Below are 26,215 nucleotides of genomic sequence, written 5' to 3' on the forward strand. Positions count from 1 at the left end.
CCGCAGGGTGGAGGCACGCGGGCGGCCGGCAACGCGACGCCGGCCGCCCGGGACCCCGAGGACGGGAGGGGACGGGTGGCGCGGATGGGACGCCTGGCCGGCGGCGGGCTGGCCGCCGTGGTCGCCGTGGCCCTCGTACGACGGCACCGGCGCCGGCCGCACACGGCCGCTCCCGGGCGCTGGGAGGTGGTGACGGTGGCCGGCCGGCCCGAGGAGGTGCTGCCACCCGGGCGCCCGCCGGAACCGCTGCACCGGCTCGGCGGCGCGGTCGAGTTGTGCGCGCGCGCCGCCCCCGGCGGGCGCGGCACCGAACTGGCCGCCCGCCTGCCCGCCGGTGGGCCGGCGGCGCTGCCGGGGCTGGCCGCCCACCTGGTCGGCGACGACCCCGGCCGGTTTGTGCGCCAGGCGCTGCGGGAGACGCAGCAGCTCGTGGAGACCGGGGAGGTGCTGCGGGCGGACCGCTCGCCGCTGGAGCGGCCGGCCGCGGGCTGAGGGCGGGCGCCGCACCCGTGATCCGGGCGGCCGCGGGTGGCACACTCGGCGGATGCGCGACGACCGCACGTACGACCTCGTCCTCTTCGGCGCCACCGGTTTCACCGGCGGCCTCACCGCCGAGTATCTCGCGCGGCACGCCCCGGACGGGCTGCGCTGGGCGCTGGCCGGCCGCAACCCGGGCAAGCTGGCCGGGGTGCGCGACCGGCTGGCCGCCATCGAGCCGGGCCTGGCCGAGCTGCCGCTGCTCACCGCCGACGTCACCGACCCGGCGTCGCTGCGTGCCGTGGCGGGAAGCGCGCGGGTGGTCGCCAGCACCGTCGGCCCGTACGTCCACCACGGCGAACCGCTGGTCGCGGCCTGCGCCGCGGCCGGCACCGACTACCTCGACATCACCGGCGAGCCGGAGTTCGTCGACCTCATGTACGTGCGGCACCACGCCGAGGCGGTGCGCACCGGGGCGCGGCTGGTGCACGCCTGCGGCTTCGACTCGATCCCGCACGACCTGGGCGCCTGGTTCACCGTCAAGCAGCTTCCGACCGACGGGCCGGTCACGGTGGACGGTTACGTCCGGGCCGGCGGCCGGTTCTCCGCCGGCACCTACCACTCGGCGCTCACCGCGTTCTCCCGCACGGGCGAGATGAGCCGGGCGGCGAAGGCCCGCCGGGCGGTCGAGCCACGGCCGGAGGGCCGCCGGGTCCGGGCGGTGCCCGGCCGGGTCGGCCGGGTGCGGGAGTTCGGCCAGTGGGCGGTGCCGCTGCCCACCATCGACCCGCAGGTGGTCCGCCGGTCGGCGGCGGCCCGCCCGGAGTACGGCCCGGACTTCACCTACCGCCACTTCGCCGCGGTGAAGCGGCTGCCCACCGTGCTGGCCGCCGGCGTGGGCCTGGCCGGCGTGGTCGGGCTGGTGAAGCTGCCGCCGACCCGGCGCTGGCTGCTCGGCCGGCTCTCCTCCGGCCAGGGGCCGAGCGCCGCCCAGCGGGCGAAGTCGTGGTTCCGGGTCCGGTTCGTCGGCACCGGCGGCGGCCGGACCGTACGCACCGAGGTGGCCGGCGGCGACCCCGGCTACGACGAGACCGCCAAGATGCTCGCCGAGTCCGCGCTCTGCCTGGCCCTCGACGACCTGCCCCCGACCGCCGGGCAGGTGACCCCGGTGACCGCGATGGGCGACGCCCTGCTGGACCGGCTGGTCCGGGCCGGGATCACGTTCCGGGTGCTGGACGCTTGACCCTCGACCGGGTCGAGGGCCCAGGATCCGGCGTCGTGGAGAGCGAACTGCGCAGCATCGGCGAGCTGGCCCGGGCCAGCGGGCTGACGGTGAGCGCGCTGCGGTTCTACGACCGGTCCGGCGTGCTCGTGCCGGCGCTCGTCGACCCGGTGACCGGCTACCGCTGGTACACCGACGACCAGGTGGCACCGGCCCGCCTCGTCGCCGGGCTGCGCCGGGTCGGCATGCCGCTGGCCGGGATCGCCGAGGCGCTGCGGCACCGGCACCAGCCGGCCCTGGTGCACCGGCTGCTGGACGCGCACCTGCGCCGGCTGGAGGACGGCCTCGCCGACGCCCGCCGTGAGCTCTCCCGGATCCGCACCCTGGTCGATCCGGAGGAGACCGCCATGACCACCACCCGACTCGTCCTGTCCCGTGCCGGCCTGGCCGCCGCCGTGGACGCCGTCCGCTTCGCCGTCGGCACCGACCCCGAGCTGCCGGTGCTCTCCGGCGTGCTGCTGGAGGTCGAGCCGGAGGGCGTCCGGCTGGTCGCCACCGACCGGCACCGGCTCGCCGTGGGGTGGGCCGGCGGGCGGGTCGACGGCCCACCCGTGCGCGCGCTGCTGCCCGTGGACGCCGTCGACGCGCTGCGTGCCCTGCTCGACACCGGCGCGGGGAGCACCCCGGAGGCGTACGTCCTCGTGGCCCCGGACCGGGTCGAGGTCTCGGTGGCCGGCCGGCCGGTGACCGCCGACGCGCTCCCGTACGACTTCCCGGACTACCGCCGGCTGCTGCACGGGCAGGTCGGCGACGCGCCCACCCACCGGATCCCGGTCGACGTGGCGGCGCTGCGGCGGGCGCTCACCGCCGAGGGCGTCCCGGTGCTGCTGCGGGAGTACGCGGGGGTCGACCACGAGGTGGTCGTGCTCGGCCTGGACGACCGGGACGGGCTGCGTGTGGTGGGACCGGACACCCCGGACGGCCTGCGGGTGGCGGTGAACCGGGAGTACCTGCTCGACGCCCTCGACGCCGGTGGGCGGGGCCAGCTCGTGCTGGAGCTGGACGGGCCGATCGCCCCGCTGGCCGTGCGCCGCCCCGACGACGGCGACGCGTTCTCCATCCTCATGCCGGTCCGCCTCTGAGGCGCTGACCGGCACCGCCGGCCGGGGTCGCTGATCGCCGCACCCGGCCGGTGGCCGCTGCGTACCCGGCCGTGGCCGGCGGCCGCCGGGCGCGCGGGCCGGGCCGATCCGCTGCTCAGGGTGCCTGTGTCGAGTGTCGGGTACTCCCGCGCCGTGCGACAGTGGCCCTGAGGTCGGCCGTGCGCGGGCACCGACCGGGGCGGACAGGCGCGGGAGGAACCGTCAGTGGGCACGACGAGCAGGGCCGACGTGGCGCGGCAGCAGGAGATCAACGGGCGGGTCAGCACCCTGCTCCAGCACGCGGCGTCGGTGATGGTCGTCCGGAAGGCGGACTGCCTGGCGCCGTTCGACCTCACCGTCACGCAGTACACCGCGATGCTGATGCTGCGCTGCAACCCCGGGTCGTCGAGCGCGCAACTCGCTCGCCTGTGCCGGGTCACGCCCCAGTCGATGAGCGTGGTGACCGCCGCCCTCGAGAAGCGCGGGCTGGCCCAGCGGACTCCCGCGGCGATCCACCCCCGGGTCCTGGCGCTGACCCTGACCCGTCGGGGCGCCGCCCTGCTGGCCCGGGCCGACCTCGCCGCGCGGGAGGTCGACGCCCGCTACGAGGAGGAGTTCACGGCGGACGAACTGGCCGCCCTGCGGCACCTGCTGGAGCGGGCCCGGCGGGTGCTCGACGACCCGGAGAAGTCGGCCCGGGCGGCCTCCGGCGAGTGACTTCCGGCGGTCCGGGCTGGTGCGGCGGGAAATGTTAGGCGCGTCACTCGACCGGGTCCGGAAGTCGTGAAATCAGCAGATTCATAAGTTTGTCCGTTAGCCGGCGATGGCAGTGAAATGCCTCCGCGCCGGGAGCCCCCGTCCTGTCACATCCACGCAACATCGTTGACTGATTCGACGGCGCGGAATAGCGTCCGGCTCCCCCACCCCGCCGCCTGCCGGCGTCCGCCGCAGCCCGCCGACCTGCCGATCCTTCCTCTTGTTCCGGCCCTCGGCCGGGGCGGCGGCCCGAGGATGACACCGGCTGGGAAATTTGACTCGTCAGTCGTCCCAGGGGCTGGAAACGCGCTCGCAATATCGCCGGGCGCGTTGCTCCACCGCATATGTGTGCTTCGTTCAATCATTCACCGCCGAGATGTCGACGACCTGACATTGCTTTTCGCCGTCCTTCCCGAGCAATTGATGTAGTGTGATTCGCGATCAGGATCCTGAGCGTGATCAGTTGACTGAGACGGGGGAGGACCTGTGTCGATGGACAAGGTCGCCATGGTGACGGACGACGAGGGCCGCTCGTGGCCCGTCAGGCGGGCGGGGCGCGCGGCTCTCGTGCTGACCGACGACGACCGCGAGTGCCTGCGGACGGTGGCGCGGGGGATCGCCGCCCGGCATGCGGGCAGACCATCCGGTCTGCACCTGGACGACGACGACCTGATGGTCGACTGCAAGTTGCGGATGCTGCGCGAGGGGCCGGAAACACTGGTGCGCGCCCTGACCCAGTTCCGCTACCGCAGCAACCCGGACGGGATGCTGCTGCTGCGCAACGTGCCGATCGACGACGTGCTGCCGCCCACGCCCGAGCAGGGCAACTACGACGGTGACTGGCAACGGCTCGAGGTCGCGACGATGACCCAGCTGGCGGTCATGAACATCCTCGGCGACGTGATCTCGTACGCCGACGAGAAGGCGGGCCGGATCATCCAGGACGTCGCGCCCGTGCTCGGCGCCGAGAAGCGGCAGGAGAACACCGGCAGCTGCTTCCTGGAGCTGCACACCGAGGACGGGTTCCACCCGCAGCGGCCGCGGTTCATCAGCCTGCTCGCCCTCCGGCCGGACCACGAGCGGGTGGCGCTCACGCTGGCCAGCGGCATCCGCCGCGCGCTGGCGGGGTTGGACGGCGGGACCCGGGAGGTGCTCACCCAGTCGATCTACCGGATCCGGCTGGCCAGCTCCTTCGTGGGCGATCGGGAAGACGTCTACGCCGGGCCGGTCCCGGTGCTCAGCGGGTCACCCTTCGATCCGGAGCTGTGCGTCGACTTCCACGCGATGACGACCGAGGACCCGGAGGGCCGGCGGGCCCTGGCCAGCCTGCGCCGGGCGATGCTGACCAACCTGGTCGGCCACGTCCTCGAGGCCGGGGACCTGCTCATCGTCGACAACGACAAGGCGGTGCACGGCCGCACCGGCTTCGCCGCCCGGCACGACGGCCAGGACCGGTGGCTGCGCCGCTCCTTCGCCGTGCCCGACCTCCGCCGGTCGACCGCGGATCGGATGCCGCGCTCGCACGTGCACCGGCGGATCTTCAAGTCCGGGACCGATCTGTCGCGCGTCGACCGGCGCCCCGCCTACAGCAACGACTAGACAAGGAACACATCTCAATGACGACGAGATCGGAACGCCAGGGCCTGCTGCTCGTGGTCGTCGGCGCCTGCTTCCTCATGGTGATGATGGACAACACCATCCTCAACGTGGCGCTGCAGGCCATCCAACGGGACCTGCGGGCCGACAACTCCCAGCTCCAGTGGGCGGTCGACTCCTACATCCTGGTCTATGCCTCGCTGATGTTCACCGCCGGCGTGATCGCCGACCGGTGGGGGCGGCGGCGCACCCTCGCGGTCGGCCTTGCCGTGTTCGCCGTCGCGTCGGCGTTCTCGGCCTTCGCCGACAGCCCGGACGCCCTGATCCTGTGGCGTGCCGTGATGGGCGTCGGCGGCGCGGTCGTGCCGCCGGCCACCCTGGCCATCATCAAGCACGCGGTGCCCGAGGAGGAGCACGGCAAGGCCATGGGGATCTGGGCGGCGCTCGGCGGGCTGTCCGTGGCGTTCGGCCCCATCCTCGGCGGCGCCCTGCTGGAGCGGTTCTGGTGGGGCTCGGTCTTCCTGATCAACGTGCCGGTGGCGGCCGTCTGCCTGGCGCTGCTGTTCGTCGTGGCCCGGGAATCCCGATCCACCGCCCGGTTCCACCTCGATCTGCCGGGTCTGCTGCTGTCCACCGCCGCGATCGCGGCCATCGTCTACGGGGTGATCCGGGCCGGCGAGGACAACGACTGGTTCGCCCCGGCCTCCGCCGGGATGGTGGCGCTCGGTCTCGTGCTGACGGTCGTGCTGATCCTGGTGGAACGGCGCACCGCGCACCCGGTGCTCGACGTGAGCCTGTTCCGCAGCGCGCCGTTCGCGGGCGGCACCACCGCCGTGTCGCTCGCGTTCTTCGCCCTCACCGGCGGGACGTTCCTGCTGGTCTTCTACGTGCAGCTGGTTCTCGGCCACACTCCGCTGGAGCTGGGTCTGATCCTGCTGCCGGTCGCGGTGGGCAGCGTGCTGTCGGCCGTCACCAGCGCCGGAATGGTGCGGCGCTACGGTTTCCGGCTCACCGTGAGCGGGGGCCTGGTGCTGTTGGCGGTGTCGTTCGCCGGCCTGCTCCTCGCCACCGCCACGTCGCCGCTGTGGCGCCTGGAGGCGAGCCTCCTGGTGGCCGGCCTCGGCATGGGCTTCGTCATGGGCGCCACGACCACGCTGGCGATGTCCGCCGTGCCCACCCAGAAGGCCGGGGTGGGCGGCGCGGTGAACAACACGGTCCGGCAGGTCGGCGCCGCGCTCGGTGTCGCCGTGATGGGCTCGGTGCTGTCGATGGCCTACCGCGACCGCGCCGCCACGGTGCTCGACGCGCTGCCGCCGGGGCAACGGGAGCGGGCCGGGGATTCCCTCGGGGCGACGCTGTTCGCCCTCGGCGGCCGGCCCCCGGCGGGTGCGGCCGGCCCCGAGACGCTGGCGCTGGCGGACCGCGCACGGGACGCCTTCGTGGGCGCGATGCACGTGACCCTGGGGGTGGGCATCGGGGTGCTGCTCGTCGGCGCGCTGCTGGTGCTCGTCTGGGTTCCCTCGCGGCTCACGCCGCGGGCGGCGGCGCACGACCTGCCGATGGACTCCGCGCTGACCGGGGAGACGCGATGACCGGGGCGCTGATCGACCAGGACGTCAGCTCGCCGCAGGCGGCGCGGGCCCTGCCGCCCGACGAGTTCCAGCGCATCTTCGTCGACCGCAACCGGGGCGTCGTGGAGGCGGAGGATCAGGCCCGGATCTCCGCCGCCCGGATCCTCGTGGCCGGCTGCGGGTCGATCGGTGGCGCCGCCGTGGAGCCGTTGGTACGGCTCGGCTTCCGGTCCCTGGCGCTGGCCGACCCGGGCACCTACGAGCTGACGAACCTCAACCGGCAGAACGCCACGGTCGACGACCTGGGCCGGAACAAGGCCGCCGTGGCGGCCGACCGGGCCCGGGCGATCAACCCGCACGTGGCGGTCGAGGTGGCCACGGACGGGGTCACCGAGGAGACGGTGGACGCGCTGCTCGCCGGCGTCGACGTGGTCATCGACGGCGTGGACGTCACCACCCGTTCCGGGCTCGCGGCGAAGGGCCTGCTGCACGAGCGGGTCCGGGACCGCGGGCTGCCGTTGATGACCGGCTGGGACATGTCGGGCACGCAACACGTGCGGGTCTACGACTACCGCCGGGAGCAGCGGCTCTTCGGCGGGGCGGTGACCCGGCGGCAGCTCGACGAGATGCCGTTGTGGGAGCTGCTCGCCCGGCTGGTGCCCGCGCGCAAGGTGCCGCGGGACCTGGTCGGCCTCATCCGGCGTGGGCTGCATCGGGACGAGTTCACCTTCCCGCAGCTGGTGCAGGCGGCCGACATGTTCGGCGTCCTGGCGGCGACGCTCACGGTCCGCCTGGTGACCGGGCGGCCGGTGCCCTCGTCGGCGACGGTCGACGTCCACCGTCTCGCCATGCCGCCCGGGGAGCGGCTGTGGGACCGGCTCCGCCAACCGGTCGAGGTGGCCGGCCTGCTGCTCGCCATGACCCGCGGAGCCCGTCGCCACCGCTGAGCCGCCCGGACGCCCGTCCAGTGCCCCCCTCCGGGGCAAGTACATCGAAGTTTATCGATTTCTAGGGGAGGAATCGCCATGTCCGTCTACCCAGACTCGTCCACCGCCTACGCGGTCTTCGGCGAGCTGTTCACCATTCTCGCCGCCGACGAGGAGTTCACCGCGCGGCTGCGTGACGCCGACCTGACCCTCCGTCTGGTGCACACCAAGCCGGACTGCATCATCCACGTCACGCCGGACCAGGTCCGTTTCGGCGACGACGCGCCGCAGGACGCGTCCGTGACCATCAAGATGAGCTGCGACACCGCCCACCGGCTGTGGTCGGGCACCCTGCTGATGCCCGCGGCCGTCGCCCTCGGCAAGGTCCGCATCAAGGGCAAGGTGGCCAAGGTCCTCGAACTGGTGCCGATCCTGCAGCCCGCCTTCGACCGCTACCCGCAGCTCGTCGCGGCGCAGGGCCTGGTGGACGGGGCCGCGAAGTGACGGCGACCACCGTACGCGCGGAGTCCCCCGCCGAGACGGACCTGAACTTCGACCAGGTCCCCCGGTCGGTCCAGCGATTCGTGGACGAGGTCCGCGAGTTCGCCCAGGACGTTCTCGCGCCGCGTGCCGTGCGGCTCGACCAGCAGGCCGCCGAGGAGTTCGACTGGGAGGTCATCCAGGCCGGGCACGACATCGGGCTGACCCGCGCGCTGCTCCCCCGCGAGTTGGGCGGGCTGGGGGTCGGCGTGCTCGGCCTGGCCATGGCGATGGAGGAGTTGGCCGCCGCCGACCCGGGCATCGCGCTGGCGTTCGGCGCCACCATGCTCGGTCAGACCCCCGTCCTGCTCACCGGCGACCCCGACCTGCAGCAGCGCTACCTGTCCGACTTCGCCGGGCCCCGGGCGATCCTGGCCTGCAACGCGGTCGCCGAGGAGGAGGCGGGCAGCGACCTCGTCATCCCGCAGCACTTCCCGGACGCCCGGATGCGTACGACGCTGCGCCGCGTCGGGGACGGCTACCGGCTCAACGGGCACAAGCGGTTCATCACCAACGGCGCCGTCGCGACGTTCTCGGCCGTCTACGCCAACCTTGAGGGTCACCCCGGCGCCACCGGCCTGACCTGCGTCATCGTGCCGCTCGACGCGCCCGGGGTGCGCCGCGGCGACGTGCTGGACAAGATGGGCTACCGCAACTGCCTCGGCAGCGAGCTCTGGTTCGACGACGTCCACGTGCCGGCCCGCGACGTGGTGGGCGGCGAGTGCCAGGGCGCCGCCATCAACGTGGCGCAGGGGAACATGGCCCGGTCCTCCGTCGCGGCGATCTCCACGGGCATCGCCCGGCACGCCCTCGACATGGCGGTGCACTGGGCCGGTGAGCGCGTGCAGGGCGGCAAGCTGCTGCGCGACCACCAGATGACCGCGCGCCGCCTGGCCGACATGGCCGTCAACGTGGACGCCGCGCGGCTGCTCTACCAGCGTGCCGCCGTCAAGGTCGACACCCAGCTGCCCGCTCCCGAGCGGGAGCCGGCGATGGCGAAGCTCTTCGCCGACCGGGTGGCCGTCGAGACGGCGAGCACGGCCGTCGCGCTCATGGGCTCCCGCGGCTACATGCGCTCCTACGGCCTGGAGAAGGTTCTCCGCGACTCGTTCGGCACCCGGATCTTCGAGGGCACGCCCGAGGCGCTGGCGCTGGCGATCACCGACTGTCTCTACCGGGACGACGACGATGACGACTTCTAATCTCACCGCGGTCCCCGGCGACCAGCACCGGGACGGGCCACTGGACCTCACGTACGCGCGGGCGCTGGTCGCCCTGCACCGCTCCCTGCGTTATCCGGATCTGCCGACCACGGTCGGCGCGGCGGCGCTCAGCCGGATCGAGCAGCTGGGTGACGGGCTCACCACTGTCGCGTTCAGCTCCGACGCCGTGGAGGAGCGCCACCTGCAGGCCGTGTTCGGGTTCCGGCTGGCCGAGTTCATCGACCTGTCGATGATGAGTTCGCGGACCGCGCGGGAGACGGCGTTGCTGGCGGAGCCGCCGGACTCGACGGTCGTCCACACCGTGTGCCTGGACGCCGACGGCCGGATCCTCGGCTACGTGGGCCTGCTCGGCTCGCGGGACGTGCTGCCGCGCCGGCTGGACGACCCGGCGCGGAGCCGCTTCCCGGTCGAGGCCGCGCACGGCGTGGACCTGCTCGCCCCGTTCGCCGACCGGGGGCTCACCACGCAGCAGGTCTTCGAGATCAAGCGGTTCGTGCGGGCCGGGGACGTGCCCGCCGGCCAGACGCGGGACCGGGTGCCCTGGCACCTCATCCTCGCGTTGGGCCGGTCGGTGCTGGCGATGGGGCGACCGCTGCTCGTCGGCGACAGCCGTGAGAACGGCGCCCTGCGCCACCTCCGGCTCATCGGGTTCGATCCGCTGGTCATCCCGGACACGAGGCCGGCGTTGCCGCGCACGTCGCTGATGTGGTCGAGCTACCTGGTGCCGGTGCCGGCGGTGCCGTTCGCCAGCCTGGTGCCGGAGGACCTCGCGCACTCTCTCGACGCCATCGAGGACGGGCTGGCCGGCGCCCACGACGAGTCCTGGCAACGACGGCTGGTGGCGCGGCTGTCCGCCAACCGGCGCGGCCGCCGCCAGGCCGGGTCGGGGGAGGTCGTCTCATGACCGCGCTGCACGAGCTGTCCGCGCTCGAGTGCGCCCGGCTGATCCGGGCCGGGTCGGTGACGTCGGTCGAGGTGACCGCGCACCACCTGGACCGGATCCGGCGGCTGGATCCCGAGCTGGGCGCCTTCGTGACGGTCACCGAGGACCTCGCGCTCCGCCAGGCGGAGGAGGCCGACGCGGTGCTCCGCACGGTGGGTCCGGGCGACGTCGGCGCCCTGCACGGGGTGCCGATCGCGCTGAAGGACAACCTCGACGTCGAGGACGTGCTCACCGGGTGGGGCTCGGCGGACCGGGACGACGAGGCGGTCGGCGACGACAACGTGGTGACCCGGCTGCGACGGGCACACCTGCCCATCCTGGGCAAGACGCACCTGCCCGAGTTCGCCCTGCCCTGCTACACGGAGAATCTCGTGGGCGGGGACACGGCGAACCCCTGGCGGTCCAGCTTCTCCCCCGGGGGCTCCAGCGGCGGTTCGGCCGCGGCGGTCAGCGCGGGACTGGCGCCGCTGGCCCTCGGCACCGACGCGGGCGGCTCGGTCCGCATCCCGGCCTCGTGCTGCGGGCTCGTGGGGGTGCGCCCCAGCAACGGCGCCGTGAGCAACGGGCCCTCGGACCCCGCGCCCACCGGCCTGTCCGTGCCGGGGGTGCTGGCCCGGGACGCGCTCGACGCGTCCGCGCTGCTGGACGTGGTCGCCGGCACCATGGCCGGGGACCTGACCGCGGCGCGCGCGTGGCCCGACCCGGGGCGACGTCTGCGGATCGGGTTGACCACCGACCCGATGGTTCCGGACCTGGTGGTGGCCGAGGAGTGCGCGGCGGCCGCCGAGAAGCTGGCCGTGAGCCTGCAGGAGTCGGGGCACGAGCTGGTCCGGGTGGACCTGGGCCAGGACGTGGCGGTGGCCGCGGCCTTCCGGGACGTGTGGTCGGTGGTCGCCGCCTCCTTCGAGGTCGACGACGAGGACAACCTCACCCCGTTCACCCGCTGGCTGCGGGAGCAGGGGCGGATGGTGAGCGGCGCACGCCTGCACGAGTGCCTGACCATGTTCCGCGGCGTGGCCCGGATGCTGGAGGACATGGTCTTCGGCACGGTGGACCTGCTGGTCACGCCGACGCTCGGCCGGCCACCGCAGGCCCGCGGGGCGTTCCGCCGGGCCGGCGACGAGGAGGAGAACTTCCAGGCCATGACGCGGTTCATGCCGTTCACGCCGATGTACAACATCGCCGGGATGCCGGCGGTCAGCGTGCCGGTCAGCGTGGTGGACGGGCTGCCCGTCGGCGCGATGCTCGGCGGCCCGCACGGCAGCGAGCGGCGGATCCTGCGCGAGGTCGCCGAGGTGCAGGCCCGGGTTGGCGCCACGACCGGGCTCGCACCGGGGTGGGCGTGACGGCGCCGGTGGCCGGCGGGGCCGTGCTGCTGCACGGCTTCGCCGGCTCCCCGTCGAGCATGCGCCCCTTCGCCCAAGCGCTGGCGCCGCACCTGGGCCGGGTGGCGGTGCCGGTGCTCCGGGGCCACGACACCCGGTGGTCGGATCTGCGGGCGGTGAGCTGGCGGGACTGGTGCGACGACGCGGGTGCCGCCGTCGACGACGTGGCGGCGGCCGGCCCGGTGGCCGTCGTCGGTCTCTCCATGGGCGGGGCGTTGGCGCTCCGGCTGGCGGCCACGCATCCCGCCGTCAGTCACGTCGTCCTGGTCAATCCGTCGATCACGATGAAGAATCCCCTGCTGCCGTTGCTGCCGGTGCTCAGGCACGTGGTGCCCAGCATCGCCAACGAGGGGCCGCAGGTGCGGCACCCGTCGGCGCGGTACGCGGGTTACCGGCGCATCCCCCTGGCCGCGGTGCAGCAGATGACCCGGCTCTGGCCGGACGTGCGGCCGCGGCTTCCGGCGGTCACGCAGCCGATCCGGGTGTTCCGTTCCCTGGCGGACGGGCCGGCCGGGCTGCGGTCGGTGGAGGTGATCCGGCGCGGGGTGCGCTCGGCGGATCTGGTGGAGGTGCCGCTCACCCGGAGCGGGCACGTGGCGACCCTGGACTACGACGCCGACCTGATCTTCGCGCACACCACGGCGTTCCTCACCGGCCGCCCGGCTCCGCCCGTCGGCACGTAGGGCGACCCGTCGGGAGGGGCATCCGCCGCCCGGCCCGGGCGCGACGGGCCGCGACGGTAGCATCTGGGGGTCCTACCTGACTGCCTGGACGGAGGCGTACGGAGCAGCATGCTCGACATGGAGTTGATCCGGAAGGATCGCGAGGCGGTGGCGACCGCGCTGGCGAAGCGTCTGGATCCCGCCGAGGCCAACCGGGCGCTGGACGACATCCAGCGGCTCGACCAGGAACGCCGCGCCCTCATCACGGAGATCGACGCCGAGCGGCAGCGGCGCAAGGCCGAGGCCCGGGCGTACGCGGAGGCGAAGCGGTCCGGCGTCACGCCGGAGCCGGTCGCGCCGGAGGCCGAGCGCAAGCAGCTCGCCGAGCTGGAGTCCCAGCTGGACGAGGTGCAGTCCCGGCTGCGCACCACCATGAGCGAGCTGCCCAACCTGCCCGCCGACGACGTGGTCGCCGGTGGCAAGGAGGCCAACCGGGTGGTCCGCACCTTCGGCGAGCCGCCGGCCGTCGAGAAGGTCCGGGACCACGTGGAGCTGAGCCGGGCGCTCGGTCTGGTCGACCACGAGCGCGGGGTGAAGCTCGGCGGCTCCGGTTTCTGGATGTACACGGGCCTCGGCGCCCGGCTGGAGTGGGCGCTGGTCAACTGGCTGATCGAGCGGAACATCCAGGCCGGCTACGAGTTCCTGCTCCCGCCGCACCTGCTGCTGGACAGCGCCGGCTTCGCGGCCGGCCAGTTCCCGAAGTTCTACGACGACGTCTACCACCTGGACAAGCAGTCCGCCCCGCGCGGCCAGTTCCTGCTGCCCACCGCGGAGACGGCGATCCTCGGCGCGTTCCAGGACGAGATCCTGGAGACCGCGAAGCTGCCGCTGAAGGCGTTCGCCTACACCCCCTGCTACCGGCGGGAGGCGGCCGGCTCGCACTCCGACGAGCGCGGCACGGTGCGCGGCCACCAGTTCAACAAGGTGGAGATCTTCCAGTTCACCCTGCCCGAGCAGGCGGGCGCCGCGCTGGAGGCCATGGTCGGTCACGTGGAGGGTCTGGTCGAGAAGCTGGGCCTGCACTTCCAGACCAGCCTGCTCGCGGCCGGCGACTCCAGCGCCGCCATGAAGAAAACCCTCGACGTCGAGGTGTGGATGCCGAGCACCGGCAAGTACAAGGAGGTGTCGTCGGTCTCCTGGGGCGGCGACTACCAGGCCCGCCGGGCGGCCATCCGCTACCGGGAGCCGGGCGGCAAGCAGACCCGCTTCGTGCACACCCTCAACGGGTCGGCGCTGGCCACCAGCCGGCTGTTCCCGGCCATCCTGGAGCAGTTCCAGCAGCCCGACGGCTCGGTCGTGGTGCCGGAGGTGCTCCGCGACAAGCTCGGCACGGACCTGCTCACCCCGGTCCGCTGACCGCCTGACGCGCGGCGGGGGCCGGCTCGTCCGGGCCCCGCCGGCGTCGCCACCGCAGGCCGGCCGCCAGCAGCAGCACCAGCACGGCCGCGAGCAGGGCCGGGCCTGCCGTGTCCACCGCGCGGACCAGGGCCTGCTGCACGCGGGCGGCGGCCAGCACGACCGGGTCGCCGAAGGCGTCGTGGCGGCCCCGGGCGAGGCGCACCTCGTACCAGCCGTACCAGGCGACGTAGCCGCCGGCGACCAGCAGCACCAGGCCGCTGAGGCGGGGCACCCAGGCGCCCGCGCCGCGCAGCCCGGCCACCAGCCGGCCGCGCAGCAGCGCCACGCCGAGCGCGGCCACGCCGACCACCAGGCCCATCCCGATCGCGTACGCGCCGAAGAGCGCCAGCCCGCGCAGCGGCGAGCCGGCCCGCAGGCTGGTCACCACGATCGCCAGGAACGGCGCGATGGAGCAGGTCAGCGAGGTCAGCGCGTACGCCGCCCCGAACAGGACCATGGCCGGCCAGGTGCGGGTGAGCCGGGGCGCCCGGGCGAAGGGGCGGGGGGCGGGCAGCCGCCGGCCGGCGAGCAGCCAGCAGCCGGCCAGCGCCAGCAGCACGCCGAGGGTCACGGTCAGCCACGGCAGCCGGGGGCGCAGCCAGTCGGCGAGGGGCGCGACCGCCAGGCCGAAGGCGCCGAAGACCAGCGCGTACCCGAGGGTCAGCCCGGCCGTGGCGGTGAGCGCGCGGCCGACCGCGCCGCGACCGTCGGCGGGGCCGGCGACCAGCAGCGACAGGTACGCGGGCAGCATGGCGAAGCCGCACGGGTTGACCGCGGCGAGCATGCCCGCGGTCAGCGCGAGCAGCACACCGCCGGTCATCCCCGGGCCAGCGCGTCGACCTGCCGGGTGAGTGACTCGCCGTCGAGGAAGCCCTGGTGGACGACCCGCCCGTCGCGGTCCACGACCACGAAGGTGCTCTGCTCGACCACCTCGAACCGGCGCCACAGCGCGCCGGACCGGTCGTCGAGCTGCGGGGTGCCGGCCAGCTCGAACTCGCTGACGAACTCCTTCATGGCCTTCTGCTCGCCCAGCCCGGCGACGCCGACGATCGGCACGGTGTCCCGGTACTTCGGGGCGATCTCGGCGACCGTCCAGGCCTGGCTGGCGCAGGTGGCGCACCAGGGCGCCCAGAACCAGAGCACCACCGGCTTCCCGGCCAGGGCGGCGGCGGAGAACGCCGTACCGTCGAGGGTCCTCGCGGTGAACGACAGCGTCTCCGGGACCCGGGCCGGGACCACCGCGGCGGTCGGCGACGCGGGCCCGGCCGGTGCGGGTGCCACCGCGCCCACCGGGGTGGCCCGCTCCGGCCCGACCGCGCAGGACGCCGCGCCGGGCAGGGCGGCGGCCAGCACGGCGGCGGTGACCAGTCGACGGGCGGTACGTGGGCGCATCCGCGTCTCCTCCGGTTGGGCTACTCGGCCTTGACCAGCCGGAGCGCGAGTTCGGGACAGACCTTGACGGCCTTGAGGGCGCCCTCCCGCAGCCAGGTCGGCACGGGGGTGGCGGGGAAGGCGGGGTAGCCGTTGCCGTCGAGCCGGATGAAGTCCGGCACCACGTGGGCGCAGAGGCCGTGCCCGTCGCAGCGGGACCAGTCGAGGGTGAGCTTCCGGGGGTTGGCGTCGGGCGCGCCGGGCAGCCCCATGACGCCCTTGACCCGCTTGCCGCAGCCCTCGCCGGTGGCGTGCAGCCGCAGGTCCTCGGCGAACACCTCCATGGCGGAGAGCGCGAACCGGGCGGTGCCGTCGGGGTGGCTGCACGCCCCGCGCCCCTTCACGTCGCCGGCCGCCGCGCGGACCACCTCGATCGGGGCGCTGCCGGAGACGGCCAGGTCGACGGCGCGGGCCAGGTCGGGCAGACCCATCTTGCACGGGCCGCACTGCCCGGCGGACTCGCCGGCCAGGTAGCGGACCACCTGGGCGGCCTCGCCGAGGGGGCAGGTGTCCCGGGCCAGCGGCACGATGATGCCGGCGCCCAGGGTGCCGCCGACCGCGGCGAGCCCCTTGCGGGAGACCTCGGCCCGGTCCGCCGCCTCCGGGGTGATCCACTTGCCGTGGTAGCCGCCCATGAGGATGCCCGGCCCGTCGGGCACCTCGCAGAGCTCCAGGATCTCCCGCAGCGGCGTGCCGGCCGCGCACTCCACGACGGCGGGCCGCTTGGCCGCCCCGGTGACGGTGAGCAGCACGGTGCCCGGCTCGTCGTCGGTGCCGAGCGCGGCGTACTCGTACGGGCCGATCCGGGCGGCGACCGCGAGCTGGGCGTACGTCTCGGCGTTGGAGAGCAGGGTGGGCAGGCCGTTCACCCCCGAGTCGCTGGAGCGCTTCTTGGTGCCCGGGGGGATGTGCGGCAGCCCGTTGATCCCGTTGACCAGGGCGCCGCCCTCGCCGGAGATGAACCGGTGCGGCACGGTGACGATGGTGGTCGGCACCGGCATCCGCCGCTCCTGCAACGCCTCCGTGAGCGAGGGCCGGCCCACGTCGTCGTCGGCCACGCCGATCACGATCTCCTCGGCGTCCAGCGCGTACGCGGCCAGCGCGGCGCCGTCCAGGATGAGGTGCGGGGCCCGGGTGAGCAGCACCTTGTCCTTCCAGCTCGCCGGCTCCCCCTCGGTGGCGTTGACCACCACCACGGCGGCGAGGTCCTGCCGCTCGCAGGACTCCAGCACCGCGCGCAGCTTGCGGGCGAACGGGAAGCCGGCCCCGCCCTTGCCCTTGAGGTCGATGGCCTCCGCCAGCCGGAGCAGGGCGGCCGGCTCCACGGGCCCGATCGGGCCGTGCACCTCCTCATGGGCGAGCAGGTCGAGCCGGCCGAACTCGGCGAAGCCGGCGGTGAGCCGGGGCTCGCCGACGCAGGCCACCGGGGGCACGGTCGTGCGCATCACTTGGCCTCACCCCGCAGCCCGGCCCAGTACGCGCCGTCCACCACGTCCGCGTTCGCGTTCGCCCGCTTGCGCCGGCTCGACCGGCTCTCGCCGGACGCCTTCCGGGCCCGCCGGGAGGCGAGGTCGACGAGGGTCGGTGTGTCGTCGACGAAGGCGTCGTCGGGGGCGTAGCGGGCCGGCGGGCGCCAGTAGTCCGGCTCCTCCGGCAGGTCCTCCTCGACGCTGTGCCGGCCGCTGCCGCTGCGCGGCGCCGACGAGATCGGGCTGCCCGAGATCGGGCCGGCCGAGATGGGCTCGCCGGAGACCGGCCGGCTCTCCCAGCGGCGCGGGCTGTCCCACGGCTCCTCCGGCTCGTCGGCGCGGCGCGGCGGAGCCGAGTAGCGGGCGGCGTCGGGTGGGGTGGAGTAGCGGCTGCCGGTGTCCGGCGGGGCCGAGTGACGACCGCCGCTCTCCGGCGGCGCCGAGTAGCGGGCGTCGGCGTCGACGCGGGAGCGGCGGGCGGTCCGCTCCTCCTCGTCCCGGTAGCGGCGGGCGGTCCGCTCGTCGTCGCGGCGCCGGGCCACCGGCTCGCGCTCCTCCCGCCGGACCACCGGCTCGCGCTCCTCGCGGCGGCGGGCGGCCGGCGCGGGCTCCGCGTCGCGGCGGCGGGCCGGGGAGACGGGCGCCTCGGCGCGCCGCCGGCTGGCCCCCGCGCGGACCGGCTCGCGCAGCGTCCCGGGCTCCGGCACCACGGGTACGGCGAACCGCTCGGGGTCGCGGCGCCGGGCGGTGCCGGCCGGCGCGGTCCAGGTGGCGGTGGCCTCGGCCCAGCCGCCCTCGCGGCTGCGGCTGGACCGGCTCTCCTCCTTGCCGGCGCCCCGGCGCCGGGCCAGCCCGGCGAACAGGCCGGTGCGCTCCTCCCCCTTGCCGGCCATGGCCTGGTTCAGCGCGGCGGCCTGGTGCTGCTCCCGGCTGCGCTTGCCGAGGTGGACGGAGAGGCGGACCAGCAGCGCCATCACCACGAGCAGCACGCAGACCAGGTAGCTCAACACCACCCAGGTCTTCGCCGCCCGACCGGCGTTGAGCCCGTGCAGCAGCGCGAACGGCCAGGACACGTACGCCATGGAGTGCAGCGCGCGCCACATCCACTTGGGACCGACGCCGGCGAACCGGACCCGGACGATGCCGGTCCAGAGCACGCCGACCATCATGAGCGCGGCCACGGTGCCCAGCCCGACGTAGAGGCCCCGGCCGGCGACGAACGGGACCAGCGCGTCGGTGGGCCCGGCCCGGCCGATCGCGACCTTGGTGATCACGTGGCAGACCAGCCCGGCCACACCGAGGATGCCGGTGGCCCGGTGCGCCGACTGGAGCAGCACCCGGTGCCGGATGAGCAGCACCAGGCGGTCGGTGGCGAGCAGCCCCAGCATCACGGTGAGGCTGAGCGAGACCAGGGCGACCACCCCGGCGAAGAACTCGGTGAAGAAGAATCCGTACGAGTACATGACGCCGCCGGCGCCGGCCAGTTCGAGGCCGGCCCACGCGACGGCGAGCGCGGACGCGGTGAGCGCCACCATCGCGGATCTCGACATCGTCCGGGCACCACGGCTGGTGGTGGCGGTCCGGACGGTCGTCGCCTTCTCGTTCTGCTGTGCCCGGGCCATCTGCTCCTCGATCGTCTCGCGGCGGCGCCCCACCGGCCGACCCTGCTCCCCTCTCCAGTACGGACGGACGGCACGGGCGGATCACCTCCGGTGGCGAATTTCTCGGCCGGTCCGTCGAACCGTCCCGCCCCGGCGCGCGTGTAGCGCCTGACGCAACGACACATGTCCATGCGTTGACATTTCTTGCAACACGCTTGTAACCTTGCCGAAAATTTCACGCCCGCTTGCAACGGGCCGGCACCGAAGTCTCCCCCGCGCCGCACACCCCCTCAGGAGTCCCGATGCATCGACGTCGATGCCGCGCGGCTGCCCTCGCCCTGGGCCTGGCCGCCAGCCTGCTCGTCCCCACCACCGTGGCGGCTCCCCCGGCCGCCGCGGCCACCCCCGGCAGCAAGAAGGTCATCGTCCAGCTCTTCGAGTGGAACTGGACCTCGGTGGCCAGCGAGTGCACCAGCACCCTCGGCCCGAAGGGCTACGGCTACGTCCAGGTCTCCCCACCCCAGGAGCACGTCCGGGGCAACCAGTGGTGGGTGGCCTACCAGCCGGTCAGCTACCGGATCGAGTCCCGCAAGGGCACCCGCGCCCAGTTCCAGGCAATGGTGAACACCTGCCACAACGCCGGCGTGAAGGTCATCGTCGACGCCGTGGTCAACCACATGTCCGGTCAGGACAGCGGCGGCACCGGGTGGGCCGGCAGCGGCTTCGGCCACTACGACTACCCCGGCACCTACTCCAGCCAGGACTTCCACTACTGCGGCCGCAACGGCAACAACGACATCGCCAACTACGGCGACCGGTACGAGGTGCAGAACTGCGAGCTGGTCAACCTCGCCGACCTGAAGACCGAGTCGGACTACGTGCGCACCCGGCTGGCCGCGTACCTCAACGACCTGCTCTCGCTCGGCGTCGACGGCTTCCGGCTGGACGCCAGCAAGCACATGCCGGCCGCGGACATCGCGGCGATCAGGGGGAAGCTGTCCCGCTCGGCGTACCTGGTGCAGGAGGTCATCTACGGCGCCGGCGAGCCGATCCAGCCGACCGAGTACACCGGCAACGGCGACGTGCACGAGTTCCGGTACGGCAAGGACCTGGCCCGGATGTTCACCAGCGAGCGGCTGGCGTACCTGAGGAACTTCGGCGAGTCCTGGGGCTACCTGCCCGGCGGCTCCGCGGTGGTCTTCACCGACAACCACGACACCCAGCGCGACGGCGGTGTGCTGACCTACCGCGACCGCGGCGAGTACGCCCTCGCGAACGCCTTCATGCTCGCCTGGCCGTACGGCACCCCGGCGGTGATGTCGAGCTACACGTTCAGCAACAAGGACCAGGGCCCGCCCTCGGACGCCAGCAACAAGACGTCGAACACCACCTGCTACTCGGGCTGGGAGTGTGAGCACCGCTGGCGGGTGATCGCCAACATGGTCGGCTTCGCCAACGCCACCCAGGGCGCCGCGGTCGCCAACTGGTACGACAACGGCTGGCAGCACATCGCGTTCAGCCGGGCCGGGAAGGGCTACCTGACCATCAACGACGAGGACGCCGCGATCAGCGGCCGCTCCTACTACACCGGCCTGCCGGCCGGCCGCTACTGCGACGTCATCCACGGCGACTTCAGCAACGGCTCGTGCAGCGGCCCGGTGATCACCGTGGACGCCAACGGCTGGTTCCCCGCCACCGTCAACGCCCACGACGCGGTGGCCATCCACGTCGGGGCGAAGTTGTCCTGACGTCGCCGTCCGGCACCCGGCCGAACCCGGAGCCCCCCGCGCCGTCGTTTCGCGGCACGGGGGGCTTCCGCCCGATTACAGTATTGATCGTGCTGTTTGACCGATTGTTCTCGCGCTGGACGCTCGGCTGGCTGCTCGCCGCGGTCGGCGTACCGGTGCTGCTGGCGGCCGCGCTGCTGGTCGGGCGAAGCCTCACCGGCGGTCCGGCCCCGGCGCCGGTCGCCGGCGCACCCACCGCGGCGCTGCCACCGGCCCCGGACGAGCCGAGCCCGTCCCCCGATGAGTCCGTGCCGGCCGCCGCGCCCGCACCGGACGACCTGCCGGTGGTCACCTACGACCCGGCGCCCGGCGGGTTCCCCGCCGACCCCGGTCCGGCCGACACCCGCCCGCTGGCCGAGGGGGTCACGCCGACCCGCGAGGTGGCCGCCTACGACGCGCCGGGCGGCCGGCCGCTGGCCTTCCTCGCCCCCACCATCAGCGGCGTCGAGCTGACCATGCCGATCGTCGAGCGGCGGGTGGGCTGGACCGCCGTCCTGCTCCCCTCGGCCAACCGGCGGATCGCCTGGCTGCCGGCCGGCGGCTGGAGCACCGTGGCGCTGCGCGACCAGATCGTGGTGGAACGCCGCCCGCACCGGCTCACCTGGTACCGGGACGGCCGCGCCGTACGCTCCTGGGAGGTGAGCCTCGGCATGTCCGGCCAGCTCACCCCGCTCGGCCGTACCTTCGTGCTGGGCCGGACCCCGCCCCCGCAGGACGTCTACGGCGGGGTGGACATCTTCGCCCTCGGCGCGATCCCCGACGACCCGGACGCGGTGCCCACCGGGCTGCGCGGCGCGCACATCGGGCTGCACAGCTGGTACACCGACGCGACGCTCGGCAAGAACGTCACCAACGGCTGCATCCGGCTCACCCGCAGCGGCCAGCGGCAGCTCCTCGCGGAGCTGCGCCCCGGCACCTCGGTCGTGGTGGTGGATGAGCTGCCCGCCCCGCCGGCCACCGCCTGAGCCGGCTCAGTCGCCGAGCAGCCAGCCGTTCTCCTCGGCCACCCGGACCGCGTCGGCCCGGTTCCGGGCACCGGTCTTGCCGATCGCCGCGGACAGGTGGTTGCGCACCGTCCCCTCGGAGAGGTGCAGCGTCGCCGCCAGCTCCGCCACCGTGCCGCCGCCCCGCGCGGTGCGCAGCACCTCGGTCTCCCGGTCGGTGAGCGGGCTCGGCCCGGTGGCCAGGGTCTCCGCGGCGAGCGACGGGTCGACCACCCGCAGCCCGGCGTGCACCCGGCGGACCGCGTCGGCGAGCTGCCGGGCCGGGGTGTCCTTGACCACGAAGCCGTTCGCGCCCGCCTCCATCGCCCGGCGCAGGTAGCCGGGCCGCCCGAAGGTGGTCACCACCAGCACCCGGCAGCCGGGCAGCGCCGCCCGAAGGGCCGCGGCCGCCGCGACCCCGTCCAGGCCGGGCATCTCCACGTCCAGCAGGGCCACGTCCGGCCGGGTACGCAACGCCTCCGGCACCACCTCGTCGCCCCGGCCCACCTCGGCCACCACGGTCAGGTCCGGTTCCAGCGAGAGCAGCGCGGCGAGCGCGCCCCGGACCAGCGCCTGGTCGTCCGCGAGCAGCAGCCGGATCGGCTCGGTCATCCGGTCGTCCCCCGTCCGTCGGGCAGCGTCACCCGGAGCAGGAAGCCGCGCCCGTCGCGCGGGCGGCCGACGGTGACCGTGGCGTCCAGCCGCCGGGCCCGCTCGCGGAGCCCGACCAGGCCGTGGCCGGCCGCGTCCGGCTCGCCGGCCGGCCCCCGGCCGTCGTCGCGGATCTCCACGGCCGTCGGGTCGATCCGGATCTGGCAGCGCCGGGCCCCGCTGTGCCGGACCACGTTGGTCACCCCCTCGCGGACCGTCCAGCCGAACAGCTCGTCCCGCTCCGCCGGCAGCTCCGGCGCCGTCTCCGGCAGATCCGCCGCGACGCCCGCGGCGGCCAGCGCCGAGCGGGCGCCGGCCAGCTCCGTCGCGAGGTTCACCCCGCGGTACGCCCCGACGGTGCCCCGCACGTCGGCCAGGGCCTGCCGGGCCAGCCGCTCGATGTCGGCGACCTCGGTGGCCGCCCGGGCCGGGTCCAGCTCCAGCAGCCGCCCGGCCAGCTCCGCCTTGACCGCCACCACGGTCAGCGAGTGCCCGAGGATGTCGTGCAGGTCCCGCGCCGTGCGGGCCCGCTCCTCGGCCACCGCCAGCCGGCGGATCTCCTGCTGGGCGCCCTGGAGCTCGGCGTTGCGCTGCGCCAGCCGGGTGACGCCGAACATGGCGAACGAGGCGAGCACGACGGCGAAGACCACGGTCCCCTCGGCCTCCCAGCCGGGCACCAGCGCCGCCGTGACCGGCGGGGTCAGCGCGGCCAGCACGACCACCAGCAGGGACTCCCAGATCGGCAGCAGGAAGACCGCCGCGGCCGCCACGAAGACCAGTGTGGTCAGCCAGTCTCCCTCGGTGCCCGGAATGCCCGCGAGGCCGAGCCCGAGCAGCACCGCCAGGAGCGTCCACGCCCGACCGCGCGGGATGTTCCGGTGCGCCTGCCGCCGGCCGCGCGCCCACTCGAACACCCAGACGTAGAGCACGCCGAAGGCGACCAGGGTGACCGCGCCCAGCACCCGGCGCCACACCTCGGGTTGGTGCAGGGCGGTGAGCAGCGGGATGTTGAGGAAGAACAGCCAGACCGCGGCCAGGAGCCAGCCGGTGATCCGCCAACGGCGGCTCATCGGCTGGCTCGGCTGGTGCGGCAGGCCCACGGTGAACACGCTAGCCTCCGCCGCCGCGCGTCAGACGCGGGTGGTGTCGCGGCGGAACAGCCGGGCCGCGCCGAGGCCGAAGAAGGCGGTCCAGGCGGCCACGTTGCCGACCGCCGCCCAGTCCACACCGGCCCCGGTCAGCGGTGAACGGGCCAGCTCGCCGACCCCGTACACCGGGGTGAACTTGGCGATCTGCTGCATGGCGTGGGGCAGGATCTCGAGCGGGACGAACAGTCCGCCGAGCATGGCCAGGATGGCCAGCACGGGGCCCATGAACTGCATGACGTTCTCGGCCGGGGCCAGGTAGCCGACGAAGAGGCCGAGGGCGGCGAAGACGAGCGAGCCGATCCAGGCGGTCAGACCGGACTCGATCCAGACGTGCGCCGGCATCCGGACGCCGGAGGCGGCGCCCACGGCGAACTCGACGAGCACGCCGAGCAGGCCGAGCACCATGGCGGTGGCCACCTTGGTGGCCACGTACGCGGCCGGGCGCAGCGGGGTGAGCCGCAACTGCCGGCTCCAGCCCAGCGCCCGCTCGGTGGCGACCGCCGCGCCGGCGCTCGTGGTGGCGACCATGGCCGCGTAGACGGCCAGGCTGATCATGATCCAGGCGGTGACGGGCAGGCCGTTGTCCAGGTTCTGCCCCCGCTGCGGCAGGCCGAACAGCAGGAAGAACACCGCCGGCATGACCAGGATGAACACCAGCGTGCGGCGGTTGCGCAGCACCCGGCGGATCTCGATGCCGAGCACGGGGACGGAGAAGCCGCCCAGTGCGGGGGGCCGGCGGGTCCCGGCCCGGTCGGGCGTGGTGGTGGCGGACGAGGCGGTGACGGTCATCTCAGGCTCCGGGTTCGGCGCGGTCGGCGGTCAGGCGGCGGCGGTCAGGGCGAGGAAGGCGTCCTCGAGGTTGCGTGAGGTGATCTCCAGGTCGCGGGCGTCGGTCCGGGTCAGCAGGTGCCGGGCGACGACGTCGGAGTCCTCGGTGTGGACCAGCACGGCGTCGCCGCGCACCTCGACGGACTGCACGCCGGGCAGCGCCGCGAGCGCGGTCTGGTCGGCGCCCGGGAGGGTGGCCCGCACCACCCGGCCGGCGGCCAGGTTCTTGATCTCGGCGGTGGTGCCGTCGGCGACCACCCGCCCCTGGCGGACCAGCACGATCCGGTCCGCGTACGCGTCGGCCTCGTCCAGGTAGTGGGTGGCGAACAGGACGGTCCGGCCCGAGCGGGCGTCGGCCCGGATGGCCTGCCAGAAGTCCCGCCGCCCCTCGACGTCCATCCCCGTGGTCGGCTCGTCGAGCACCATGAGGTCGGGGTCGGGCAGCAGCGCCAGGGCGAAACGCAGCCGCTGCTGCTGGCCGCCCGAGCACTTGCCCACGGGACGGTCGCCGATGTCGGCGATGCCGGCCCGCTCCAGCACCTCGGCCGCCGGACGGGACTGGCCGTAGAAGTGCGCGGTCATCCGTACCGTCTCGGCGACGGTGAGGTCCTTGAGCAGGCCGCCGGTCTGCATCACGGCGGCGACCCGGCCGAGCCGGACGGCGTCGCCGGGCGTGCCGCCGAACAGCCGGACCGTGCCGGCGTCGGGGCGGGCCAGCCCGAGCAGCATGTCCACGGTGGTGGTCTTGCCGGCGCCGTTGGGGCCGAGGAAGGCCACCACCTCGCCGGGTTCGATCCGGAGGCTGAGCCCGTCGACGGCGGTCACCGGGCCGAAGGTCTTGGTGAGTCCGGCCAGCTCGACGGCCGGTGGGGTGTCGGTCATGACAACGATGCTCCGGGGAACGGCGTCCCGGTCCCCGGAGCGGTCGTCACCTTCCGACCGTGACATTTGTCAGGAGGCCGGCGGTCAGTGGCCGCCACCGGCCCCCTCCCGGGCCCGGCGGGGCAGCAGGAACGCGCCGGCCACGGTGACCAGCAGCAGGCCCAGCTCGGCCAGGAGGGTGACCCGCACGGCGTGCGACACCGACTCGGTCAGCCCGTCGAAGAAGACAGTGCCGAGCAGCGCCACGCCGAGCGCGCCGCCGAGCTGCTGCACGGCGGTGAGCGTGCCGGACGCCGAGCCGGTCTCCGCCTCCTCGACCCCGGAGAGCACGATGTCGAAGAACGGCGCCATCACGAGGCCCATGCCGAAGCCGACGGCCAGCAGCGCGGGCGTCATCCGCCACGGTGTGACGTCGGCGCCGGCCACGGTGAGGGTGAGCAGCATCCCGGCGACGCCGGCCAGCACCACCCCGAGTCCGAGGTGGATGAGCCGCCGGCCGAGCCGCTGGGCCAGGCCGGCGCCCGCGAGCACGAAGGCGGCCACCATGCCGAGCGCCTGGGGCACGCCGGCCAGGCCCGCACGCAGCGGGGACCAGCCGAGCCCGAGCTGGAGGTAGAGGCTGAACACCAGCGAGAAGCCGGCCAGCGCCGTGAAGAAGGCCAGCCCCGCGACCAGCCCGCCGGTGAAGGCGCGGCGGCGGAACAGGGCGGGCACCACGAGCGGGTCCCGGCCGGCCCGCTGCCGGCGCTGCTCGTAGCGGGCGAAGATCGCCAGCACGACGACCGCGCCGGCCAGCATGGCGAAACTCCAGGCCGGCCAGCCCAGCTCGCGGCCCTGCACGAGCGGGTGGACCAGCAGGAACACCGCGACCGACAGGAGCACGACGCCGGGCAGGTCGAGCCGGGTGGCGTGGCCGGGGCGGGAGGCCGGGAGGAAGCGGGCCGCGCCGAGGGCGGCGAGCAGGCCGAGCGGCACGTTGATGAGGAAGATCGCGCGCCAGCCGGTGCCGCCGAGGTCGGCGTCGACCAGCCAGCCGGCCAGGATCGGCCCGCCGACGGCGGAGATCCCCATCACCGGCCCGAACGCGCCGAAGGCGGCGGCGAGTTGCTCCGGCGGGAACATCTCCTTGATGAGGCCGAGCCCCTGCGGGAGCAGCAGCGCGCCGAGCAGGCCCTGGGCCACCCGGGCGGCGATCAGCGTGCCGGGGCTGCCGGCGAGGGCGCAGGCGGCCGAGGCGGCGGTGAAGCCGAGCACGCCGACGAGGAACATCCGGCGCCGCCCGTAGAGGTCGCCGAGGCGGCCGCCGGTGACCAGGCCGACGGCCATGGCGAGGGTGTAGCCGGCGCCGATCCACTGGATGACGGTGGGCGAGCCGCCGAGGTCGGCCCGGATCGCCGGGCCGGCGAGGTTGGTGACGAGCACGTCGAGCAGGTCCATCACCTCGGCGGTGAGGATCACCGCGAGGGCGATCCAGCGCCAGCGGTGGCCGCTGGCCGGTGGCGCCGCGATCAGTTGGGTGGTCATGGGGTCCCCG

At 74.4% G+C, this 26,215-nt stretch carries 24 protein-coding genes; 15 read left to right on the plus strand and 9 right to left on the minus strand.

What is annotated here, in order from left to right:
• Window positions 1–84 precede the first annotated feature (84 nt).
• The 13 genes from ACZ6PY_RS08470 to serS all read left to right on the plus strand — a co-directional run bounded on the left by ACZ6PY_RS08470 (window position 85) and on the right by serS (window position 13,859).
• On the plus strand, window positions 85–492 hold the full coding sequence (locus ACZ6PY_RS08470) for a hypothetical protein (protein WP_466070416.1): 408 nt from the start codon (window positions 85–87) through the stop codon (window positions 490–492).
• Window positions 493–544: 52 nt separating this feature from the next.
• Window positions 545–1,720: a saccharopine dehydrogenase family protein gene (locus ACZ6PY_RS08475; protein ID WP_466070418.1), complete on the plus strand. Its 1,176-nt coding sequence runs from the start codon at window positions 545–547 to the stop codon at window positions 1,718–1,720.
• Window positions 1,721–1,767: 47 nt separating this feature from the next.
• On the plus strand, window positions 1,768–2,841 hold the full coding sequence (locus ACZ6PY_RS08480; RefSeq protein WP_466070791.1) for a DNA polymerase III subunit beta family protein: 1,074 nt from the start codon (window positions 1,768–1,770) through the stop codon (window positions 2,839–2,841).
• Between the two features lie 225 nt (window positions 2,842–3,066).
• Window positions 3,067–3,558, plus strand: coding sequence for a MarR family winged helix-turn-helix transcriptional regulator (locus tag ACZ6PY_RS08485; RefSeq protein ID WP_466070420.1), 492 nt, complete (start codon window positions 3,067–3,069; stop codon window positions 3,556–3,558).
• A 531-nt stretch (window positions 3,559–4,089) separates the two neighbouring features.
• Window positions 4,090–5,196 (plus strand): TauD/TfdA family dioxygenase, encoded by a 1,107-nt coding sequence (locus ACZ6PY_RS08490; RefSeq protein ID WP_466070793.1) that lies wholly within the window; start codon window positions 4,090–4,092, stop codon window positions 5,194–5,196.
• A gap of 17 nt (window positions 5,197–5,213) precedes the next feature.
• Complete coding sequence (locus tag ACZ6PY_RS08495; protein WP_466070422.1) at window positions 5,214–6,785, plus strand: MFS transporter; 1,572 nt, start codon at window positions 5,214–5,216, stop codon at window positions 6,783–6,785.
• Window positions 6,782–7,711, plus strand: a complete 930-nt coding sequence (locus ACZ6PY_RS08500) for a ThiF family adenylyltransferase (RefSeq protein WP_466070424.1) — start codon at window positions 6,782–6,784, stop codon at window positions 7,709–7,711. The genes ACZ6PY_RS08495 and ACZ6PY_RS08500 overlap by 4 nt, the downstream gene beginning before the upstream one ends.
• Window positions 7,712–7,789: 78 nt before the next feature.
• The gene (locus ACZ6PY_RS08505; protein WP_466070426.1) at window positions 7,790–8,194 is read left to right on the plus strand and encodes an SCP2 sterol-binding domain-containing protein; all 405 of its coding nucleotides are present in this window, start codon (window positions 7,790–7,792) and stop codon (window positions 8,192–8,194) included.
• Window positions 8,191–9,432: an acyl-CoA dehydrogenase family protein gene (locus ACZ6PY_RS08510; protein WP_466070427.1), complete on the plus strand. Its 1,242-nt coding sequence runs from the start codon at window positions 8,191–8,193 to the stop codon at window positions 9,430–9,432. Before ACZ6PY_RS08505 ends, ACZ6PY_RS08510 begins: the two co-directional genes overlap by 4 nt.
• Window positions 9,419–10,357, plus strand: coding sequence for a hypothetical protein (locus tag ACZ6PY_RS08515; RefSeq protein ID WP_466070429.1), 939 nt, complete (start codon window positions 9,419–9,421; stop codon window positions 10,355–10,357). Before ACZ6PY_RS08510 ends, ACZ6PY_RS08515 begins: the two co-directional genes overlap by 14 nt.
• Window positions 10,354–11,742 carry an amidase gene (locus tag ACZ6PY_RS08520; RefSeq protein WP_466070431.1) on the plus strand — a complete coding sequence of 463 codons (1,389 nt, stop codon included), beginning with the start codon at window positions 10,354–10,356 and terminating at the stop codon, window positions 11,740–11,742. Before ACZ6PY_RS08515 ends, ACZ6PY_RS08520 begins: the two co-directional genes overlap by 4 nt.
• Window positions 11,739–12,464 (plus strand): alpha/beta hydrolase, encoded by a 726-nt coding sequence (locus ACZ6PY_RS08525; protein ID WP_466070433.1) that lies wholly within the window; start codon window positions 11,739–11,741, stop codon window positions 12,462–12,464. Before ACZ6PY_RS08520 ends, ACZ6PY_RS08525 begins: the two co-directional genes overlap by 4 nt.
• Window positions 12,465–12,572: 108 nt before the next feature.
• Window positions 12,573–13,859, plus strand: a complete 1,287-nt coding sequence (gene serS / locus ACZ6PY_RS08530; protein WP_466070435.1) for a serine--tRNA ligase — start codon at window positions 12,573–12,575, stop codon at window positions 13,857–13,859.
• On the opposite strand, the gene ACZ6PY_RS08535 is transcribed toward serS, so the two are convergent.
• Genes ACZ6PY_RS08535 through ACZ6PY_RS08550 form a run of 4 tightly spaced genes read right to left on the minus strand, consistent with a single transcriptional unit; the run spans window position 13,843 to window position 18,456 of the window.
• The gene (locus tag ACZ6PY_RS08535) at window positions 13,843–14,721 is read right to left on the minus strand and encodes a cytochrome c biogenesis CcdA family protein (RefSeq protein ID WP_466070437.1); all 879 of its coding nucleotides are present in this window, start codon (window positions 14,719–14,721) and stop codon (window positions 13,843–13,845) included. The genes serS and ACZ6PY_RS08535 overlap by 17 nt on opposite strands.
• Window positions 14,718–15,293 carry a redoxin domain-containing protein gene (locus ACZ6PY_RS08540; protein ID WP_466070439.1) on the minus strand — a complete coding sequence of 192 codons (576 nt, stop codon included), beginning with the start codon at window positions 15,291–15,293 and terminating at the stop codon, window positions 14,718–14,720. Before ACZ6PY_RS08540 ends, ACZ6PY_RS08535 begins: the two co-directional genes overlap by 4 nt.
• Window positions 15,294–15,313: 20 nt before the next feature.
• Entirely contained in the window at window positions 15,314–16,780 is a 1,467-nt protein-coding gene (locus ACZ6PY_RS08545) for an NADH-ubiquinone oxidoreductase-F iron-sulfur binding region domain-containing protein (RefSeq protein ID WP_466070441.1), read from the minus strand.
• Window positions 16,777–18,456, minus strand: a complete 1,680-nt coding sequence (locus ACZ6PY_RS08550) for a ferric reductase-like transmembrane domain-containing protein (RefSeq protein WP_466070443.1) — start codon at window positions 18,454–18,456, stop codon at window positions 16,777–16,779. Before ACZ6PY_RS08550 ends, ACZ6PY_RS08545 begins: the two co-directional genes overlap by 4 nt.
• 248 nt (window positions 18,457–18,704) lie before the next feature.
• Between ACZ6PY_RS08550 and ACZ6PY_RS08555 the strand changes: the two genes are divergently transcribed.
• Window positions 18,705–20,150, plus strand: coding sequence for an alpha-amylase (locus ACZ6PY_RS08555; RefSeq protein ID WP_466070445.1), 1,446 nt, complete (start codon window positions 18,705–18,707; stop codon window positions 20,148–20,150).
• A gap of 89 nt (window positions 20,151–20,239) precedes the next feature.
• Window positions 20,240–21,154 carry a L,D-transpeptidase gene (locus ACZ6PY_RS08560; protein ID WP_466070447.1) on the plus strand — a complete coding sequence of 305 codons (915 nt, stop codon included), beginning with the start codon at window positions 20,240–20,242 and terminating at the stop codon, window positions 21,152–21,154.
• 6 nt (window positions 21,155–21,160) lie between these two features.
• Here the strand turns inward: ACZ6PY_RS08560 and ACZ6PY_RS08565 are convergent, their stop codons facing one another.
• From ACZ6PY_RS08565 to ACZ6PY_RS08585, 5 genes are all read right to left on the minus strand, one after another.
• Complete coding sequence (locus ACZ6PY_RS08565) at window positions 21,161–21,784, minus strand: response regulator transcription factor (RefSeq protein ID WP_466070449.1); 624 nt, start codon at window positions 21,782–21,784, stop codon at window positions 21,161–21,163.
• Complete coding sequence (locus ACZ6PY_RS08570) at window positions 21,781–22,932, minus strand: sensor histidine kinase (protein WP_466070451.1); 1,152 nt, start codon at window positions 22,930–22,932, stop codon at window positions 21,781–21,783. The genes ACZ6PY_RS08565 and ACZ6PY_RS08570 overlap by 4 nt, the downstream gene beginning before the upstream one ends.
• A 21-nt stretch (window positions 22,933–22,953) precedes the next feature.
• Entirely contained in the window at window positions 22,954–23,760 is an 807-nt protein-coding gene (locus tag ACZ6PY_RS08575; RefSeq protein WP_466070453.1) for an ABC transporter permease, read from the minus strand.
• Window positions 23,761–23,790: 30 nt separating this feature from the next.
• The gene (locus ACZ6PY_RS08580) at window positions 23,791–24,681 is read right to left on the minus strand and encodes an ABC transporter ATP-binding protein (RefSeq protein WP_466070455.1); all 891 of its coding nucleotides are present in this window, start codon (window positions 24,679–24,681) and stop codon (window positions 23,791–23,793) included.
• Window positions 24,682–24,765: 84 nt separating this feature from the next.
• Entirely contained in the window at window positions 24,766–26,205 is a 1,440-nt protein-coding gene (locus tag ACZ6PY_RS08585) for a DHA2 family efflux MFS transporter permease subunit (protein WP_466070457.1), read from the minus strand.
• Window positions 26,206–26,215 lie beyond the last annotated feature (10 nt).

The sequence above is a fragment of the Micromonospora sp. NPDC048907 genome, from assembly GCF_055586885.1.